The 17,616-nt window shown below is 67.2% G+C and carries 24 protein-coding genes; 17 read left to right on the plus strand and 7 right to left on the minus strand.

The window, feature by feature from the left end; translation table 11 throughout:
• The first annotated feature begins 19 nt into the window (after positions 1-19).
• From MUG96_RS02565 to MUG96_RS02585, 5 genes are all read left to right on the plus strand, one after another.
• Positions 20-913 (plus strand): DUF4352 domain-containing protein, encoded by an 894-nt coding sequence (locus MUG96_RS02565; RefSeq protein ID WP_246986211.1) that lies wholly within the window; start codon positions 20-22, stop codon positions 911-913.
• A gap of 50 nt (positions 914-963) precedes the next feature.
• Positions 964-2,811, plus strand: a complete 1,848-nt coding sequence (locus tag MUG96_RS02570; protein WP_246986212.1) for a hypothetical protein — start codon at positions 964-966, stop codon at positions 2,809-2,811.
• A gap of 201 nt (positions 2,812-3,012) precedes the next feature.
• Positions 3,013-3,348 (plus strand): hypothetical protein, encoded by a 336-nt coding sequence (locus MUG96_RS02575; RefSeq protein WP_246986214.1) that lies wholly within the window; start codon positions 3,013-3,015, stop codon positions 3,346-3,348.
• Positions 3,341-3,649, plus strand: a complete 309-nt coding sequence (locus tag MUG96_RS02580) for a hypothetical protein (RefSeq protein WP_246986215.1) — start codon at positions 3,341-3,343, stop codon at positions 3,647-3,649. The genes MUG96_RS02575 and MUG96_RS02580 overlap by 8 nt, the downstream gene beginning before the upstream one ends.
• A gap of 45 nt (positions 3,650-3,694) precedes the next feature.
• Positions 3,695-4,000 carry a hypothetical protein gene (locus tag MUG96_RS02585; protein ID WP_246986216.1) on the plus strand — a complete coding sequence of 102 codons (306 nt, stop codon included), beginning with the start codon at positions 3,695-3,697 and terminating at the stop codon, positions 3,998-4,000.
• Here the strand turns inward: MUG96_RS02585 and MUG96_RS02590 are convergent, their stop codons facing one another.
• Positions 4,001-4,318 (minus strand): rhodanese-like domain-containing protein, encoded by a 318-nt coding sequence (locus MUG96_RS02590; protein WP_246986217.1) that lies wholly within the window; start codon positions 4,316-4,318, stop codon positions 4,001-4,003.
• Positions 4,319-4,457: 139 nt separating this feature from the next.
• On the opposite strand from MUG96_RS02590, the gene MUG96_RS02595 reads away from it, so the two are divergent.
• Entirely contained in the window at positions 4,458-4,637 is a 180-nt protein-coding gene (locus tag MUG96_RS02595; RefSeq protein ID WP_246986218.1) for an HVO_0416 family zinc finger protein, read from the plus strand.
• Between the two features lie 164 nt (positions 4,638-4,801).
• On the opposite strand, the gene MUG96_RS02600 is transcribed toward MUG96_RS02595, so the two are convergent.
• Complete coding sequence (locus MUG96_RS02600) at positions 4,802-5,275, minus strand: helix-turn-helix domain-containing protein (RefSeq protein WP_246986220.1); 474 nt, start codon at positions 5,273-5,275, stop codon at positions 4,802-4,804.
• A 235-nt stretch (positions 5,276-5,510) separates the two neighbouring features.
• Between MUG96_RS02600 and MUG96_RS02605 the strand changes: the two genes are divergently transcribed.
• From MUG96_RS02605 to MUG96_RS02615, 3 genes are all read left to right on the plus strand, one after another.
• Complete coding sequence (locus tag MUG96_RS02605; protein WP_246986222.1) at positions 5,511-5,864, plus strand: ArsR/SmtB family transcription factor; 354 nt, start codon at positions 5,511-5,513, stop codon at positions 5,862-5,864.
• A 73-nt stretch (positions 5,865-5,937) separates the two neighbouring features.
• Positions 5,938-6,240 carry a DUF7521 family protein gene (locus MUG96_RS02610; protein ID WP_246986224.1) on the plus strand — a complete coding sequence of 101 codons (303 nt, stop codon included), beginning with the start codon at positions 5,938-5,940 and terminating at the stop codon, positions 6,238-6,240.
• A gap of 90 nt (positions 6,241-6,330) precedes the next feature.
• Complete coding sequence (locus MUG96_RS02615) at positions 6,331-8,175, plus strand: UvrD-helicase domain-containing protein (RefSeq protein ID WP_246986226.1); 1,845 nt, start codon at positions 6,331-6,333, stop codon at positions 8,173-8,175.
• A 25-nt stretch (positions 8,176-8,200) separates the two neighbouring features.
• Here the strand turns inward: MUG96_RS02615 and MUG96_RS02620 are convergent, their stop codons facing one another.
• A complete protein-coding gene (locus tag MUG96_RS02620; RefSeq protein WP_246986228.1) occupies positions 8,201-8,491 on the minus strand; it encodes a DUF7533 family protein in 291 nt (96 codons plus the stop codon).
• An 87-nt stretch (positions 8,492-8,578) separates the two neighbouring features.
• Here MUG96_RS02620 and MUG96_RS02625 point away from each other — a divergent pair, with 87 nt between their 5' ends.
• Together MUG96_RS02625 and MUG96_RS02630 are read left to right on the plus strand one after the other, a co-directional pair.
• Positions 8,579-8,932 carry a DUF7987 family protein gene (locus MUG96_RS02625; protein ID WP_246986230.1) on the plus strand — a complete coding sequence of 118 codons (354 nt, stop codon included), beginning with the start codon at positions 8,579-8,581 and terminating at the stop codon, positions 8,930-8,932.
• 42 nt (positions 8,933-8,974) lie between these two features.
• Positions 8,975-9,643 (plus strand): riboflavin synthase, encoded by a 669-nt coding sequence (locus MUG96_RS02630; RefSeq protein ID WP_246986232.1) that lies wholly within the window; start codon positions 8,975-8,977, stop codon positions 9,641-9,643.
• On the opposite strand, the gene MUG96_RS02635 is transcribed toward MUG96_RS02630, so the two are convergent.
• A complete protein-coding gene (locus MUG96_RS02635) occupies positions 9,644-10,666 on the minus strand; it encodes a PrsW family intramembrane metalloprotease (RefSeq protein WP_246986234.1) in 1,023 nt (340 codons plus the stop codon).
• Between the two features lie 165 nt (positions 10,667-10,831).
• Here MUG96_RS02635 and MUG96_RS24090 point away from each other — a divergent pair, with 165 nt between their 5' ends.
• The 4 genes from MUG96_RS24090 (at position 10,832) to hisE (ending at position 12,717) form a co-directional block, all read left to right on the plus strand.
• Complete coding sequence (locus MUG96_RS24090; protein WP_256465421.1) at positions 10,832-10,963, plus strand: hypothetical protein; 132 nt, start codon at positions 10,832-10,834, stop codon at positions 10,961-10,963.
• Positions 10,964-11,045: 82 nt separating this feature from the next.
• Entirely contained in the window at positions 11,046-11,630 is a 585-nt protein-coding gene (gene pdxT, locus MUG96_RS02640; protein ID WP_246986236.1) for a pyridoxal 5'-phosphate synthase glutaminase subunit PdxT, read from the plus strand.
• 32 nt (positions 11,631-11,662) lie between these two features.
• Complete coding sequence (locus MUG96_RS02645; RefSeq protein WP_246986238.1) at positions 11,663-12,112, plus strand: bifunctional nuclease family protein; 450 nt, start codon at positions 11,663-11,665, stop codon at positions 12,110-12,112.
• 311 nt (positions 12,113-12,423) lie between these two features.
• Entirely contained in the window at positions 12,424-12,717 is a 294-nt protein-coding gene (gene hisE, locus MUG96_RS02650) for a phosphoribosyl-ATP diphosphatase (protein WP_246986240.1), read from the plus strand.
• 218 nt (positions 12,718-12,935) lie between these two features.
• On the opposite strand, the gene MUG96_RS02655 is transcribed toward hisE, so the two are convergent.
• On the minus strand, positions 12,936-13,298 hold the full coding sequence (locus MUG96_RS02655) for a DUF5518 domain-containing protein (RefSeq protein ID WP_246986242.1): 363 nt from the start codon (positions 13,296-13,298) through the stop codon (positions 12,936-12,938).
• 131 nt (positions 13,299-13,429) lie between these two features.
• Here MUG96_RS02655 and MUG96_RS02660 point away from each other — a divergent pair, with 131 nt between their 5' ends.
• Positions 13,430-14,395: an NOG1 family protein gene (locus tag MUG96_RS02660; protein WP_246986244.1), complete on the plus strand. Its 966-nt coding sequence runs from the start codon at positions 13,430-13,432 to the stop codon at positions 14,393-14,395.
• A 10-nt stretch (positions 14,396-14,405) separates the two neighbouring features.
• Here MUG96_RS02660 and MUG96_RS02665 read toward each other — a convergent pair whose 3' ends face one another.
• Both MUG96_RS02665 and MUG96_RS02670 read right to left on the minus strand, forming a co-directional pair.
• A complete protein-coding gene (locus tag MUG96_RS02665) occupies positions 14,406-15,140 on the minus strand; it encodes an SIMPL domain-containing protein (RefSeq protein WP_246986246.1) in 735 nt (244 codons plus the stop codon).
• 99 nt (positions 15,141-15,239) lie between these two features.
• A complete protein-coding gene (locus tag MUG96_RS02670) occupies positions 15,240-16,529 on the minus strand; it encodes a TIGR00341 family protein (RefSeq protein ID WP_246986247.1) in 1,290 nt (429 codons plus the stop codon).
• A gap of 257 nt (positions 16,530-16,786) precedes the next feature.
• Here MUG96_RS02670 and engB point away from each other — a divergent pair, with 257 nt between their 5' ends.
• On the plus strand, positions 16,787-17,404 hold the full coding sequence (gene engB, locus MUG96_RS02675; RefSeq protein ID WP_246986249.1) for a GTP-binding protein EngB: 618 nt from the start codon (positions 16,787-16,789) through the stop codon (positions 17,402-17,404).
• Positions 17,405-17,616 lie beyond the last annotated feature (212 nt).

Here is a 17,616-nt window from a genome sequence, read left to right on the forward strand (position 1 = left end):
GGAGGGGCGGCATGAGGGCGTGTCTGTGAACGTCAAGACGGTCATCGAGTGGGCGCTGGGCGTCCTGATGACGCTGCTGGGGCTCGTGCTGCTCATCGCGCCCCCGCTGGGCATCCCGATCCTGCTCGGGGGGTTGTTCCTGCTGCCGCCGGTCCGGCGCCGTGTCACCATCGAGATACCGGTCGGCTGGCTCGCGGCCTGGGCGACCGGCCTCCTGTTACTCGTCATCGGCGGTCTGGCGATGGTCCGGGTGCCGGTCGGCGGTCTGCTGGCGTTGCTCGGCGCCGCCGTCGCGATTCCGCCGTTGCGGCGACGGCTCACGGAGCAGTTGGACGTCGACCCGGGGCGTGCCGTCGTCGCGGGCGTGGTCCTGCTCGCCGCCGTCAGTGCCGTGAGCGTGTTCGCGCTCCAGCAGGACGAACTGTTCGACCAGACGGCGGTGACGCACGACGTGACCGAACGGTTCGTCGTGACGACCGAAGGCAGCGAAGTCGAGATGACCGTCACCGATGTCGCGACGACACGCTATCTCTGGATCAACAGCAGCCGACAGGAACCGGCGGATCGGGGGCGATATCTCGTCGTCACCACCCGGGTCACGAACGTCGACGAGGACCCCGCCACGCTCAACGGGTTGGACCTCGCCGTCGTCGCGGACGGCGGGAACGCGAGCTACAACCCGAGTCCGAGAACCGGAGAGATCGAGGGCGACAGGCGGTACCCCGCCCCCGGTTTCGTCTCCGGAGACCAGGCGATCCACGTCCCGCCCGGCGAGACCGTCAACCGGACTCTCATCTTCGACGTGCCGGCCGGGCGGACGTACCTGTTCACCATCCTCCCGAGCGGGCAGAACGCCTACGAGGACCGCCACTACGTCCGACTGGGACGCGTTTCGGCAGACGACTCCGAGTAGATCATGACCGGGACACTATCGACGTTCTCACGACACGGGTGGTATCGACCATGACGGACGACCGACCGACGCGGCGGCGCTTCCTCCGTACGAGCGGGCTCCTCGGCTCGCTGGCGCTGGCCGGCTGTAACAGGGCACTGGAGCAGGCCGGGCAGGTGACGCCCCCGGACATCGAATCCGAGACGACCGTGGAGTCTATCGGGCGGCGCAACGTCGTTACGACCTTTCCCGCGGGCAACATGCCGGAGTACTGGGATATCATCGGCGGGCCGGGGTCGGACCTCGAACTCACGCCCAACCAGTCGTTCGCGGGAAGCTATTCGCTGCAAGGCCGCCTCGACAGTGTCGATTACCAGGTACTCGGCATCACGTCCGCGGAGCCGAGGGCGCCGCTCCGGGACGGCGACGAGTTCTTCGCCTGGGTGTACGCGCCCACGTCGTCCCCGACGGTCCGGTTCGGCCTCCGGAGCGCCTTCGACGGGGCAGACGGGGCGGTCGTGACCGGCGCTCCGTTCCTGCACTACTCGGACGGAACCGCCGTCGGACACACGCGTAGCGAGGGGATCAGTACCACCGAGACGACCGTCGGCATCGACTTCGGCCCGGGGCAGTGGATACGGCTCGGTTTCACCGTGTACCCGTCGGCAAACGAGGTGACGTTCTCGGTGGCGGACGACTACGGCAACCGGGAACGGACCGACCGACTGGCAATCGGAGCCGGCTTCACGGGCGAGTACGTCATCCAGGCTTACGGCGAACAGACCGCCCAGTCCCCGTTCTACCTCGACCGGATCACGGCCGGCCCCTACGGGAAAGGCCAGGCCGAGCGACCGGCACCTTCGGACGACGAACGCGAGGCGGGGAGCGACGACACGGCATCGCTCACTGCCGAGGGCGTTCCCCGCGTGACGCTCAACTGGGCGTACTACGTCGAAGACGTACTCTCGGAGGACACGGCGCTGTCGCTGTCCGTCGCGACCCCGGACGACGCCCCACAGCGTGCGCTCGCGCTCGACGCCGTCAGCGTCTGCTCGGACTACGACCCGCCCGCCTATTACGAGGAGTACCAGACCGCGGCAGGCGCGCGTCGCAGACTCGCCGTCGGGCCGGGGGAGACGGTGGCGCTGTACGACTCGGGGTCAACCACGGAGGCGACCGTCCGCTCGCGCACCAGCCTCGACGGGTACCCCAACGAGTGGGTCGTCCTCGAAACCGATCTCAAGGTGTACGCGCTCTCCCGCGCCGGCGGCCTCGTCGCCGGCGGCTATATCGACAAGAACACGTACCTGGACCCTGTCGATACGCTACTCGAACAGATCGAGACCGGGACTCGTCCGGAGGGCGGCGGCATGGCCTCCCATCCGTTAGCCGTGCTCCGGGCGTTCGAGGGACGGTACGGACACACCCCGCTTGACCCGTCGGCCCACACAGCGGCGAGCGTCCCGATGACGGCCCTCACCGCCGAGCGAGCCAAGGACCTCGTTCGCGAGTGGTATCCCGACGACAGCTACGCGGAACTGGAGGCCGAGACGGTCGGGGTGGGTGGATACCCGGTCGACGCCTACGAGGCCTACGAGGTCTGGACCCACGAGCCCGCCACGACCTTCGACTGCCGCGTCGTGTCCTGGGTCTCGCAGGACTTTGCGGACCGCTTCGCCGAGCGGATGCTACAGGGGACTACCTGGACGTTCGATCCGGACTTCTACGGCGACCCGGACGCCGAACACGCGAATCTCGGCCCGTACGACGAGGAGGTATCGAGAATCCAGCCACCAAACTGCGGTCTCGTCACCGAGGACGGCGCACAGAAGCTTCGGAAGGTGGCGACCACCTTCAACGACAACGTGCCGGTGACCCACGACGTGTACTCCGGGACCCTCGCCATCGTCCGGGTCTGAACGGCACTCCGTGGGCCGTTCGTGCGATTCGCGGTGACACTGCCGCCGGTTCGGGACCCGTGTCACATCACAACATTCATATCTGCCTACGGCGCTCACTTTCTATCAGATGGGGGAATATTCGATGTCGTGTCACGAGACACCGTCGCGGTCGGAGGGGGCTCGACGCGGGAACGAACGCGATGTGTCGGGAGGAAACGCATGGTTGAGTCGCTGATCGGGCGCGTCCTGATCGACGCTGCCCTGCTCGCGCTCGTGCTAGCGTCCATCGTCGAGGTCGCCGCGGACGTCCGCGACGGGCCGATGCCGCGGTTCCTCTCCGGGACGCTCGCCGGGTTCCCCACCTCGGACCCGGCGACGGTGCTGGGGCTGTTCGGCCTCGGCGGATTCATGCTCGGTATTCTCTACGAGTTCCTGTTCCACGGTCTCCCGGGCGGGCGCCTCGTCGTCGGCCTCGTCGCGGTCACCGCTTTCCTCTTCGCCGGTGGGTTCATCATCGGCGGCGGCGACCGCGACGAGGGAGGCACCCGTGGTTGAATCGCTGGTCGGACGCGTTCTGATCGACCTGTCGCTGGTTTCGCTCGTCATCGCATCGATTACCGAAGTCGCCGCGGACGTCCGCGAGAAGCCGATGCCACGGTTCCTGTCGGGACGGCTGGCAGCCCTCCCGCCCTCGCATCCGGCGACAGCACTCGGCCTGTTCGGTACCGTCGGCGTGGCGCTGGGCGTCCTCTACGAGTTCCTGTTCCACAGCCTGCCCGGGGGTCGCCTCGTCGTCGGCCTCGTCGCCATTACCGCCTTCCTCTTCGCCGGTGGGTTCGTCATCGGCGGGGAGTAGCCGTCGTCCGCCAGCGTTTTCGCGGTGCCGACGCCAGTTTCGCCCGTGCCCGACATCGACGACGCCGAGGACTTCCGTACCGAACTCGCCGAGTTGCTCGCCGCCGCCGACGCGGCCGGCGTCGACAGCGACGCCGTGGCCGGCCTGCTGACCGCACACTTGGCTGGTATCCGCGGAAGCGTCCGGCTCCCGCTGTCGATGCCGCCGGACCGTGCCCGTGAGTTCACCGACCGCGCGAGCGAGCACGTCGGCGAGCGGATGGAGGTGGACCTCGTCGTCTCCGAGGACGTGCTCGCGGACCTCGAACTGCAGTTGCAGGTCGTCGAGGACGAGGGACCGGCCGGCCCCTGATCAGGACTCGAGGTCGTACTCCCAGCCCTCGTACCCCTCTTTCAGGCTCGCGATCAGCGCGTCGTCGTCGACGCCCTCGTAGGATTCGAGGATGCGCGCTGCCTGCTGTGAACTCTGCCCGATCTCACAGACCAGGACGACTTCGTCACGCCAGTCGATCTCGTCGATCCGGTCCGCCAGTTCGCCGTAGGGGAGGTTCTCCGCCCCGGGGATGTGGCCGCCCTCGTAAGCCGTCGGCGACCGCGTGTCGACGATCTGGACGTCCCCACCGGCGCCGAGCTTCTCGTGGAGCTCCTCGGCCGTCAACTGCTCGACCATACCCCCCCGTTGAGTCGTCGCCCGCTAAAGCCCGTCGCTGCGACCGTGGTATGACAACTCTTATCACCTTAAGGAATAGTGATCGGCCGGCGGAGTCGACCAGTAGAGCTATATAGTGGTGTGGTATAACATAGCATGTATGGCGTCAGCACCGAGCGACGACGAAATGTTCGATCAGTTCCTGTCGGAGCGCGGCCACGAGACGGAGCCGGTCGGCTGGGACCAAAGCTACAACAAAAAACAGTGCCCGGAGTGTGGCGGTCTCCACGACGCGTCGGCGACAGAGTGCTCGGTGTGCGGGTGGGTACCCGGGCGGTAGCGGTCCGCTCTTTCGGGCGTTCCATCGCGGCGATACGCCTGTTCGCGTAGCACGTCGGAAGCGAAAAGCCCGGAGTTTCTGCGCGGCCGTGCCGCGCACGTCGGTACGACAGGGGGGTGTCCGGGGGTATCGTCGGGGGTGGGGGTGGTGTCGGGGGGAACGCGTCAGAGTTCGTCCAGCGAGTCGTGCAAGAAGAGTCCGAGCGCGAGGTGGTGGTACATTGCGCGCTCGATCCGCGACTTCGCGTCGTCGTCGTCGTCGACCGAGTACTCCTTCGTCCGCACCAGCTCGTGCATCGCCAGCGTGCCGTCGTTCTCGATGTCGTGCAGCCGCGGGTAGACGGTTCCGGGACTCAGCTCGGCGTCGAACAGCCGCGACAGGTCGTCGATCAGCGCCTTCCCGTGTGTCCCGTCACGCAGCGAAATCAGCGCGATGAGGATCTCGTCCAGGTTCTGTTTGACGATCTCGTCGTCGAACGCGAACGACTCCTCGACGGCCAGCCGTTCCATGACCGAAGATAGTACCTGCTCTGGGTCGGTCTCCTGCTCGGTACTCGGCGCATCGGGCGACGCCGCTCCCAGTTCGTCTCCAGCCGACAGTTCTTGAATCAGCGTGTTCACCAGCGGACTCGTGCTCACATCATCTCCGGGCATTGTACATCACGTGGACTCGATCCACATCCATCCCTGTCCGCCTCGAATACATAAACCAACCCCCGTGATTACGCGTTCTGAAAACGGCCTTATATAGGTGTTTTCACGCGCTGAAACTACCCGGCCCGTTATACCGGACGGTCGGCGGCGTGCCAGGTCTTTCTCAGGGGTGATATCGTACGCAATATCTTTTTACGGGGGTGTCCAGTAGGTACCTACAGTGTCCGAGGAACGGAGTATCGAGCAGGTGCTCGATACGATCGGGGACGAGAACGCCCGCGAAATCCTGGCGGCAATCAGCATCGAGCCGCGCTCGGCCAAGGAGCTCGCCGAGGAGTGTGATCTCTCGCTCCCGACCGTGTATCGCCGCATCGAGATCCTCGACGAGCACGACCTCGTCAAGGACCGCACCCTCGTCGCCGAGGACGGCAACCACTACAAGATCTACGAGTCGAACTTCGACAGCACCGTCATCTCCCTCGAGGAAGAGGGGGAGTACAAGGTGCGCATCTACCGGGAAGAGAACCTTCCGGATCGGTTCAGCCAGCTCTGGGACGAACTCAATCCGGAGTGAGACGCGACGGGAACCGTGGCCGTCCGCGTGTCGGGAATACAGCTTTATATCGGACCGGTGAGGAGTGCCTCTCATGGTCGAGATGGTGGCGGTCGCGCGCGGACTGCTGATTCTCATGCGCCTGATCACGTTCGGGCTCACGCTCGGGATCACGCTCATCAGCTTCCAGGCCTACCGGAAAAAGGAGTCACAGAAGCTCCAGAGCGCCTTCATCGGGTTCGCGTTCATCAGCATGGGAGTCGCCGTCAGCAACGTCATCACCCAGCTCGGCGCCGACGGCTCGGCCTCCTCCCTGCAGTTCGTGTTCCTCCAGATGACCGAGACCATCCCCTTCATCATCGGCTTCGCGATGCTGTACCTCTCACTGTACCGCTGAGCGGGCACCACTGGCCCCCCGCTTCGACCCCGTCGCCGGCACGGACCGAAGCCACGTCGCTTATGAGTGAGCAGGTCCACTAGTGGTTCAATGACCGACACGACGCCCGAAGTGGTCCGCCTGTTCGGTGGTCCGGGGAGCGGGAAGACGACCGCGCTCCTCGACCGCGTCGAGAAACTCCAGCAGGACGAGGACGTCGACGTACGTGACATCCTCGTCGTCTCCTACACCCGCGCCGCGGCCGCCGAGATCCGCGAACGCCTCGCCGACCGACTCGACACGACGCCCCGAGCCCTCCGTGGCAACGTCTGTACGATGCACGCGAAGGCCTACGAACTGCTCGACCTCTCGCGTGGTGACGTGGTCGGCGAGTCCGACAAGGAGGAGTTCTGCGAGGAGTACGGCATCGAGTACGAGGACGAGAACAAGGGTGCCCGCCGGCGGTCGGCCCGCTCGACCACCATCGGCAACAAGATCATCGCCACCAGCCAGTGGCTCCAGCGCACCCGCCGCGACGTGGCCGACTGGTACGACGTCCCCTTCAAGTGGAACGTCGAGGAAGTGCGGCTCCCGCCCGAGGAGGACCCCAACTCCCAGACGGGGAACAAGTACACCCCGACCTGGCCGTCCGACGACGACCGGATCGACGTGCCCGAAGTCATCCGCGCCTGGCGTGGCTACAAGGGCGAGCACGGCCTCGTCGGCTTCGCCGATATGCTCGAACGCGTCGAACAACGCTCCCTGCTCCCGAACGTCGACTACCTCGTCATCGACGAGTTCCAAGACATCACGACCCTCCAGTACGCGGTCTACGACGAGTGGAAGCCCCACATGAAGAGGATCCTCATCGCCGGCGACGACGACCAGGTCGTCTACGCCTGGCAGGGCGCTGACCCCGACCTCCTGCTCGACGAGGACGTCGACGTCGACGAGGTCCTCCCGAACTCCTACCGGCTCCCCTCCTCCATCCTGAACGTCGTCAACCGCGAGATCAGCCACATCGAGAAACGACAGGAGAAAGACCTCGAACCCCGCAAGGAGGGCGGGTCGGTCGAGGCCGTCCGCGGCCCGTCGATGCTCGACCTCGTCCGGAACGTGAAAGCCACCATCGAGGAGGACGAGGACGGAACCTCGATGCTCCTCTTTCGGGCGCGCTACCAGATGTTCCAGTTCATGGACGAGTTCATCGGTGACGGCATCCCCTTCCAGTGTCTGACCGACCAGCGGATGTGGACCGACCGCCTCACCCAGTACGTCCGCGGCGTCGAGGCTATGGCCGAGGACGAACCCCTCACCGCCCTGGAGGCCCGCCGGCTCGCCGATATGCTCGCCGACTCGGCGTTCGGAACCGGCGAGCGTGACGACTTCTTCGACGCCATCGACGAGCGCCAGGAGGAGGCCGACACCGACGACCTCGCCGAAATCTCCGTCGAACCCGACTTCGTCCGGGAGTACGTCCCGTTCGCGCCCGACCCGCGGAGCGCCGCCGATATGCTCCGAAAAGTCACGAACTTCCAGGAGCGCTCGGTGGACGCCTACTTCGCTGGCGACTACGAGGGAATGGAGACGGACCGGGTCCGCGTCGGCACCATCCACTCCGCGAAGGGCCGCGAGGCCGACCACGTGTTCGTCGCTACCGACCTCACCGAGAAGGTCGTCGAGCAGATGGCCGCGACCGTCGAACAGGAGGGCCGGGAGGTTCCCGGCATCGAGGAGTTCACGAAACACACCGACCCCGTCCCCACGCTGACCGACAACGAGCGTCGTGTCTTCTACGTCGGAATGTCGCGTGCGCGCGAACGACTGGTCATCCTCGAAGGACTCGTCGACGGCGCACCCACGCTTCCCGTCGACGTGTTGCTCGAGAACGAGCCCAGCGAGCAGTCCATCGAGGACCTCATCGCCGAGGCCAAAGAGGCCGTCGTCGCGAAGTAATAGACGCTCCGTCGGTCGCGCAGCCTCACTTTTCGGCGTCGTCGACGACCTCGCTCTCGACGGTCTCGACCCCGTCGGTCGACGATTCCTCCGGGTCTTCGACGACCGTCCCGGCGGCCGACTTCGCGGCGTCGGCGGCCACGTCCGTCGGCTTGATCACGTACTCTTCGAGGCCGACCATCAGGACCGCGATGCCGACGGCGGCCAGCCCGATGTCGGTGCCCCCGGCGAGCAGTTTGTCGACTCCGAACATCGCCAGTGGGATCGCGAACACGAGCGTCCCGAGCAACTGGAGCTGGTCGATGATGCTGCCCATCCTGCCGGCCCTTCGCGGTCAGCGGGCAAAAGCCGTACGGCACGTCACCCGCCAGTGGTTTAACTGTCGGCGACGCCTGTCACCACCATGGGCTCCCGGGAGAACCGCGTCATCCTCGCCTCGCTGGCCCTCGTTGCCCTGCTGGCCGTCGCGGCGAGACTCACCGGACTGGGTGACGACAGCGCCGTCGTCGTCTTCCTCGTCGTCGTCGGCGCCGGAATCCTGCTCCCGCAACTGTACCTCGCCCGGACCGACGAGGGGGTCGACCCCGGCCGGCGGGTCCGTGTCGGCGCGTTCCTGGCCGCGCTGTTCGCGTTCGCCATCGCGAACGGCGCGCCCGCTTTCGAGCGGCGTGTCCTGGCGACGACGGGGCTGGCACTGCTCGTTGCCCTTCTCGTCCGCGAGGCCGTCGCCGGCTACCGCGACTCGCTCGCGGGGTGAGCGAATCAGGAATCACTTAGGACCGCGGCCCCTAGGCCGGGTATGTTCACGGGTATCGTCGAGACGACCGGCGAGATCGTCGCGACCGAGGCCGACGCCGACGGCCGCCGCGTCCGCGTACGGGCCGACCTGGCCGACCTCCACCGGGGCCAGAGCATCGCGATCAGCGGCGCCTGCCTCACCGTCGAGGACCACGATACGGGGTGGTTCGACCTCTTTCTCTCACAGGAGACCGTCGAGCGAACGTACCTCGGCGACCTCGGCGAGGGCGACCTCGTCAACGTCGAGCGCGCGCTGCCGGCCGACGGCCGCCTCGACGGCCACGTCGTCCAGGGCCACGTGGACGCGACCGCCGAGGTGACGGGGATCGCGCGGATCGGGGATGACTGGGAGTTCCGCTTCTCGATTCCCGAGGGACTGGAACGATACGTCGTCGAGAAGGGGTCGGTGACGGTCGACGGGATCAGTCTGACCGTAGCCAGCCTGTCGTCGCGCAGCGACGACGAACGAGCGAGCGGTGAGGGGGGCGAACCGCGAGCCGACGATTTCGGCGTGGCGATCATCCCGGAGACCTACGACGTGACGACCCTCTCGGAGAAGGCGGTCGGCGACCCCGTCCACATCGAGGTGGACGTGATGGCGAAGTACGTCGAGTCGATGCTCGCCGGCGGCGGCGACAGCCAGTCGCCCTACGCCGAGCGGTTCGAGTAGCTACTCGAACTCCGGCGGCTCCGAACGGGACGCGGGGCCGTCGCCTTGGGAGACGGTCCGGAACGCGCTGTTGTACTTCGAGAGCTTCCGGATCAACAGGAGCCCGAACAGGCCGTCGTAGAGGATCACGAACCCGAAGAAGGCGACGAACCCGGAGAGGGCCGTGGTACTCGCGACCGCGGGCACGAGGATCGTAACGGTGGTGTTGTAGGTCCCGTGGATGAGCGTCGCGATGATCAGTCCCTTGAGGACGATGGGGCCGGCCCGGTCGCGGTTGAACTTGGCCAGGCCGAGGTAGTAGCCGGCGAACGCGGAGTAGATGACGTGGCCCGGCCCGGCCAACGCCCGGACGGTGGCGATGCCCGACCCCTCGCCGATCAGGTTGGCCGCCTCCGGGGCGGTCCCGAGCGTCTGGGTGATGTAGAGGGCGTTCTCGATGGTCGCGAACCCGAGGCCGGCGACCGCGCCGTAGACGGCGCCGTCGATGACGGCGTCGAAGCGGTCGTCGCGGTAGGCGTGGAGCCTGACGGCGAGGATTTTCACCGTCTCCTCGATGGGACCGACGACGAAAAAGAAGAACGCGAGCGTCCCGAAGACCGGGACGAGGCCGAAACCGGAGCCGATGGCCGACGCGTAGCCGCCGAGGATCGGGTTCAACACCCCAGCGAAACTCGCGAGCAAGACCCCGAGCACGAACGTCGCGATCAACAGCCCGAGCGGCTCCTGTGTCGTCACGTCCGCGTACCAGAGGTAGGCCGCCAGCCCCAGCGCGGGCACGACCGACAGGACGACGAACGTTCCCACCACGGGGTCGGTCACCAGCCCGAGGCCGCCGAGCGCGAACTCCGCGAGCACGATCAGGACCGCCGCTCCGACCACCGTCCAGCGCAGGGTCGAAACCAGCCCGCCGTAGAGCCACACCGCGAACCGGTCCAGCCCCGACCGAACCTCCCAGTCCGAAATCTCGTAGAGGTCGACCGACCCGTCGCTTTTCGCTTCGACCGGGTCACGGCGGTCAGTCATACCCGGCACATCGACTGGCCGCCACCTAACCCTTTGGCACGCCGGCCAGCCCGCCCTCACCTCTCTCGTGATTACCGTTGTGCATCGGGTCGTGGCATTCATCATTAAACAGGATAATCCTCCTTTAGGTGCAGGCTTTTCCGTGCGCGTCGGAGAGTGGGGGTAATGACACGACACAGCGCGAGCCGCGGAATGATGTACTCGGCGCCGCCGGGGCCCGAGAGCGACCGGACGGCGGACATCGAGACGGATGCGTCCGCCGAGGCCGACGCGGAGCCGGCGGCCGCGGACGACTGAGACGCGCTCGAACGGTTCGGACGACGCGTTCCTCCCTGCGTGAAGCGATGCGGTTTTTCGGCTGTACGTCCTACGGCTGGTAATGACAGTGACGGCTGGGGTCGTCGCCGTCCAGGGCGACGTGAGCGAGCACGCCGACGCCATCAGGACGGCCGCTCGCACCCACGACGAGACCGCCACGGTCCACGAGATACGCACGTCGGGGACAGTCCCCGACTGTGACCTCCTGCTCATGCCCGGTGGCGAGTCGACGACCATCTCGCGGCTGGTCCACAGCGAGGGCATCGCTCCCGAAATCAGGGCCCACGTCGAGGCCGGCAAGCCCGTGCTGGCGACGTGTGCGGGCCTGATCGTCGCGTCGACGGACGCCAACGACGACCGCGTCGAGGCGCTCGACCTCGTCGACGTCTCCGTCGAACGCAACGCCTTCGGCCGACAGAAGGACAGTTTCGAGGCGCCGTTGGACGTGACTGGCCTCGACGACCCCTTCCACGCCGTGTTCATCCGCGCGCCGGTCATCGACTCTGTCGGCGACGGCGTCGAGGTGCTGGCGTCGTGGGACGACCGCCCGGTCGCGGTCCGGCAGGGCCCGGTCGTCGGCACCTCCTTTCACCCGGAACTGACCGCCGACTCCCGGCTCCACGACCTCGCCTTCTTTCCGGCCTGAAGCGTTTTGAGTCCGGGCCCCCACGAGGCGGTATGGACGCCACCATCCAGGGGGTCCGGGTCGCCGGCACACCGACCGGCCCCGTCCCGGTCGTGTTGCTCGCGCCCGACGGCGAGCAGGACTTCCTGCCCATCTTCATCGGCTTCGACGAGGCCGCCAGCATCGCCCGCGGCCTCGACGCAAGCGACGTCGGCCGGCCGCTGACCCACGACCTCACGCTCGACATCGTGGAGGAACTCGGCGGCCGTGTCGAGCGTGTCGTCGTCAGCGACGTCGAGGACGGCACCTACATCGCCGACCTCCACGTCGCGACCCCGCGGGAGTCCGTCGTCGTCGACGCCCGCCCCAGCGACTCGCTCGCGCTCGCGGCCCGCACCAACGCCCTCATCGAAGTCGCCGAGGCCGTCTTCGAGGACGGCCGCCGCGACCCCGACGAGTTCGACGACCTCGACGACATCCGCGACGTGATGGATGTGGTCTAACCACTTTTTACGGAGGGGGGTCGCTGGGTGACCCCCCTCCGCAAAAACTTGGGGAAAAAGGCCGGCCGCTCGGCTCCGCCTCGCGGCCGGTACGACGACCGAGTGCCAGACCGCAACCGCAACCGCCACCGCCACTGCCCCCACACCGCCACCGCCTCGCACCGCCACTGCCCCCACACCGCAACCGCAACCGCCACCGCCACTGCCCCCACACCGCCACCGCCTCGCACCGCCACCGCTTCCCCACAACCTCGCCTCGCACCGCCACCGCACCCCGAAGGAATCATGGCCGTGTGGCGAGGAGGGCGACCATGGACGACACCGACGAGATTCTCGACGACCTCTTTGCCGTCATCGAAGACCGGAAAGCGAACCTCCCGGAGGACTCCTACACTGCTTCCCTGTTCACCCACGAGAAAGGCGAGAACGCGGTGCTGGAGAAACTCGGCGAGGAGACGACCGAACTGCTCCTGGCCGCCAAAGACGACGACCGCGAGGAGATCGCCCACGAGTCCGCCGACATCGTCTACCACCTGCTCGTCCTGCTGGCGATGAAGGACATGGACATCGAAGACCTGCGGGCGGAGCTGGCCGACCGACGATAGCGACCGCGAGCGACGGGAGGAGCGAGCGGCTTTTTGGCCACCGGAAGACTCACTGCGTTCGTCTTCCGAGCACCCGTTCGTTCCCTGCGGTCACTCACGGGAACCACGTTTTTCGACGAGTGGTGGCGAGTGAAACGAGCCACTCGAGTCGAAAAAGGTGGTGGGGGACCTGCGGGCGGAGCTGGCCGACCGCCGGTAGTCCGCGAGCGACCGCGTTCTCAGCCCGCGAGCAGGCCGCCGACGGCGCCGCCGATGGCGCTGTCGATGGCGAGCACGAGTGCGATGACGACGCCGATGACGAGGACACCGACGCCGAGCAGGCCGCCGACGGGGCCGGCGGCGGCGCCCCCGACGGCTCCGGCGCCGACTCCGAATATGACGGCGAGGACGATGCCCCCGATGGCACCGGCGAGCAGGCCGTGCCAGGCACCGCTCCCGATGCCGCTGTCGGCGAGGTAGCCCGCGACGCCGCCGCCGATCAGGCCCGCGCCGACGTGACCGATCACCGGGAGTATGAACGCGACGATGCCGGCCACGAGGCTGACGAGAAAGCCGATGCCGACCGCACGCCAGTCTGTCATGCGATGACCATCCACGTACGGGGACATAACGAATCGCCCCACTCCCTTGCCGGTCGGTTGCGGGGTCCTGTGGCCGCCGCTCGCGACCAAAAGGTGGGTCTTTTATGCGCGAACGTGGTACGAACGGCAACATGATTCTCGAGGACCTGCCGACGACGCCCACGTCGGAGGAGCTACTCGACAAGGCCTTCTCCCGGGCCGCCCGCTCCGGGCGGGCGAAGTCGGGGTTCGAGGCCCAGCAGTCGATGCTCCAGACGGCCGCGAACATCGTTTCGGACAACCTCGAGAACGTCGTCACCGCCTGGCCGGACTTCGACGACCTCGACCCATTCTATTACGAACTCGTCGACGCCATCGTCGGGGTCGACACCCTCCGCCAGCACCTCTCGGAGGTCTCCTGGGCTAGTCGCAAGACGGGCGATATCCGCGAGGAGTACCAGGCCCGCTTTCGCAACGTCGACGCCGAGGGCGCGAAGAAACTCCGCAAGCAGGCCTTCGCCCGCATCGCGGACGTCGTCGAGGAGGTCGAGGACGACCTCGCGGCCATCAACGATGCCCACCAGGACCTCCGGAGCCTCCCGGACATCCGGCCCGACGAGCCAACCATCGTCGTCGCGGGCTACCCCAACGTCGGCAAGTCCTCCTTCGTCAACCGCGTCACCAACGCCCGTAACGAAACCGCGTCCTATCCGTTCACGACCACCGAGATCCGGGTGGGCCACATCGAGCGCGACCACATCCGCTACCAGCTCGTCGACACGCCGGGCCTGCTCGACCGCCCGCCGGAGGACCGCAACGAGATCGAGTCACAGGCCGTCAGCGCGGTCGAACACCTCGCCGACGCCGTCCTCGTCTTCCTCGACGCCAGCGGGGAGTGTGGCTATCCCATCGACGTCCAGCTGGAACTCCGGGACGCTCTCCTCGCGCGGTTCGACGACGTGCCGGTCCTCACGGTCTGTAACAAGAGCGACCGCTCGCGGGACGTCGAGGCCGACTACTACATGAGCGTCACGGAGGGCGAGAACGTCGACACCGTGCTGGACGCCGCCGTCGAAGCGGTCGGGTACGAGCCCGAACTGCCCTTCGACGAGGACTGACGCCTGCCGCTTACTCCGCTGTGGCTCCGTAGGTGACCGAGACCGTCGCCGAGACGGTCACCGGGCCGGGGCTGAACGTCGTCCGGTCGCTCCTGGCCGCCTCGCGGACGGGTCCGGGCGTCGTGCGGTCGCGGCTCGTCTCGGCCTGCTGGACGCCGGTGACGGTGAGGCCGGCCGCGCTCGCGATCGTCTCGGCGTCGGTCCGGGCGGCGTCCATCGCGTCTGTCAGTGCCTCCGAGCGCAGTTCGGCGCGAGTGTCCTCCGCCAGCGTGAACTGGACGCCGTTGACGTTCGTCGCACCGTTCTCGACGGCGAGATCGACGATTTCGCCGGCGCGGTCCACGTCGGCGACCTCGATCCGGATCGCGTGCGTGGCGCGGTAGCCGACGAGTTCGGGCGTGTCACCGCTGTAGTCGTACTGTGGCTGGACGGTGAAGCCAGCGGTCGTGACCGCTTCCTCGGAGAGCGAGGCGTTTTCGAGCGCCGTCCGGACGGCGTCGGTGTCGGTCGCCACCTGCTCGCGTGCGGCCGCCGCGCTGTCGGCGGTCGCTTCGACGGCCACCCGCACGACAGCGAGGTCCGGTTCGGCTTCCACGTCGGCGGTCGCAGTGACGCTGATCGCCGGGCCGCCGGCGTCGGTGTCGGTCGCGCTACCGGCTTCCTGCTGTGTCTGGACACTGCCGAGACAGCCGGCAGTCACGAGCGTGACGACGAGCGCGACTGCCAGTAACGGTCTGGATGTCATACTACCGGTACGACGGCAGTCCATATCAATAGCGACGGGCGACGTGCTCGCTAACAGCACGCTACCACGGCCTCGCTGCTGTCGACGGTCCGGCGACAGTCAGGCGGCGCGTTCGGTCGTCACGTACCGGACCTGCGTGTCGATGTCGCGGCCGGCGGTCCGGTCGAGCCGCCGGTCCAGCCGTGTCGCGAGCCCGCTGACGTTCGCGCCGGGCGGGACGCCGACGGTGACGACCACGCTGTCGGGCTCGCGCAGGACTATCGAATCGCCGTACTGGATGTCGGTTTCGAGGATGGTCGCCTCGGCCTCGGCGTCGACGACGGCGGCCACGTCGTCGCGCAGGGCGTCCTCCGTCTCGGAGTTCTCGAAGGAGTCGTACGTGACTCCGCCGAGAAAGACCGACAGCAGCGCGATGGCGACGCCGAGCGCGACGACGCGCTTGAGTGTGACCGACCGGACCTCGTCGAGCCTGAACCACCGATCGGGCCGGTACCCGGTGTACCAGAGGACGGTCAGCGCGGCGAGGTTGATCGACAGGAGATTGACGAGCGCGAGCACGCCCGAGCCGAGGCTGACCATCGGCAGGCCCCACGCGAGGCCGATGCCGACCGTCGCGGCCGGCGGGATCAGCGCCACCGCGATCATGACGCCGACGATGGCCGAGGAGACGCCGGAGGCGAGGCTCAGGGCACCGGCCACCCCGGCGCCCAGCGCCACCGCCAGCGAGAGGAAGTCGGGCGCGAGGCGCTCCCGGACCTCCGGGATGGCCGTGATTTCGGGTGGGGCGAACGAGACCAGGTGGGCGTACCGCACGAGGGCGGCGAACGCGGCGGCACTGAGGACCGCGATACCCATCCCCCAGACCTGGAGGACGACGCCGCGCTCGAACAGCTCCTGGTCGTCGATGACCGTCCCGACGCTTGCGGCCATCGCGGGACCGATCAGCGGCGCGATAACCATCGAGCCGACGACGACCGCCGGCGAGTCCAGCAGGAGGCCGGCCGTCGCGATGACGGCACTGATGATCGTCATCACGACGTAGATTCGTGTCGACGGTGCCAGGTCCGCCGCCCGCGAGCGGAGTTCCTCGCGGGCGATTCGGTCGCTGTCCTCCTCCTCTTCGTAGCGATCCTGGAGGGCCTCGAACTGACGGGAGACGACGGTACTGGCGTCGAGGACGACGGTGTAGGCCTCGTCGTCGAGGCCGGCATCGCGGAGCTGTTCGAGGACGGGCTCGACGGCGGCGGTCGGCAGCGGGACGTACACGACGTCGGTGTACTCACGGCTGCTCGTCTCCTCGGTCACGACGTAGTCGACGCCTTCGTCGTCGAGCGCGGCGAGTACCGCCTCGCGTTTTCCAGCCGGGATCGTTACCTGAACGAGCCGCACACACGCCTCTCACACGCGGCGTCCAAAAGCCGTGTGGGTCCGTTCGGGTCCCACGACGGTCGTCGAGGGTGGGTCGTTCCTCCCCGCTCGCACATTCGATGCTTCTCGCTCCGCTCGGAGCGTCCGGCTCACGGGTCGCACGGCACCCCGTTCGCTCGCGGGTCGTTCCTCCCCGCTCGCACATTCGATGCTTCTCGCTCCGCTCGAAGCATCCGTGGCTCGCCACCCTTATCCGCCCCAGTAGCTTACCGACGGCCATGTTCGAGTCGCGACCGGACCGGAGCGCCGAGGTGGTACTCGTCGGCCGGTCGAACGTCGGTAAATCCACCCTGATGCGGGAGCTGACGGGCCACACCTTCGACACCGGCCAGCGCCCGGGCGTCACGCGCCAGCCCAACCACTACGACTGGACCGGTCCCGACTTCGTGCTCACCGACCTCCCCGGCTTCGGCTTCATGTCCGGCGTCCCCGACGACGTGCGCGAGGAAATCAAGGACGATATCGTTCACTATCTCGAACGGTACGCCGAAAACATCCTCGCTGCCGTCCTCGTCGTCGACGGGAAGGCCGTCATCGATATCATCGACCGCCACTCCGGCCCCGACGAAATCCCCCACGACGTGGAGATGTTCCACTTCCTCCGGGAACTGGAGATCCCCGTCGTCGTCGCCGTCAACAAGATGGACAAGGTCGACGACCGCGACGAGCGCCTGAACGAACTCTGTGACCGACTCGGCCTCTACCCGCCCTGGAAACAGTGGCAGGACACCATTGCCCCCATCAGCGCCAAACGAGGAACCATCGACCCTCTCACCGAGGCCGTCCGGACCCACCTTCACGACCAGCAACGCGACGACCTCTTCCAGTTTTTCTGACCCGGCGCCCGCTCGACACGCGGAACTCACAGCCAGCCACCCTTGTTCTCACAGAGTCGGCCACTCTTGTCCCCACCGCATTATTTTTTGTGAGAAATCATTTCCATCCAATCCTCATTTCTCGCTGTCAGGATGGGTCGAAGACGCGCCGCTCGAACGTTTAGTCCTCGAAAACGGGGGTAGAGGGGGGGTGTTGGGGGTGGCACCCGAAG

Source organism: Halorientalis marina (assembly GCF_023028345.1).
In the GTDB taxonomy this organism is placed as follows: domain Archaea; phylum Halobacteriota; class Halobacteria; order Halobacteriales; family Haloarculaceae; genus Halorientalis; species Halorientalis marina.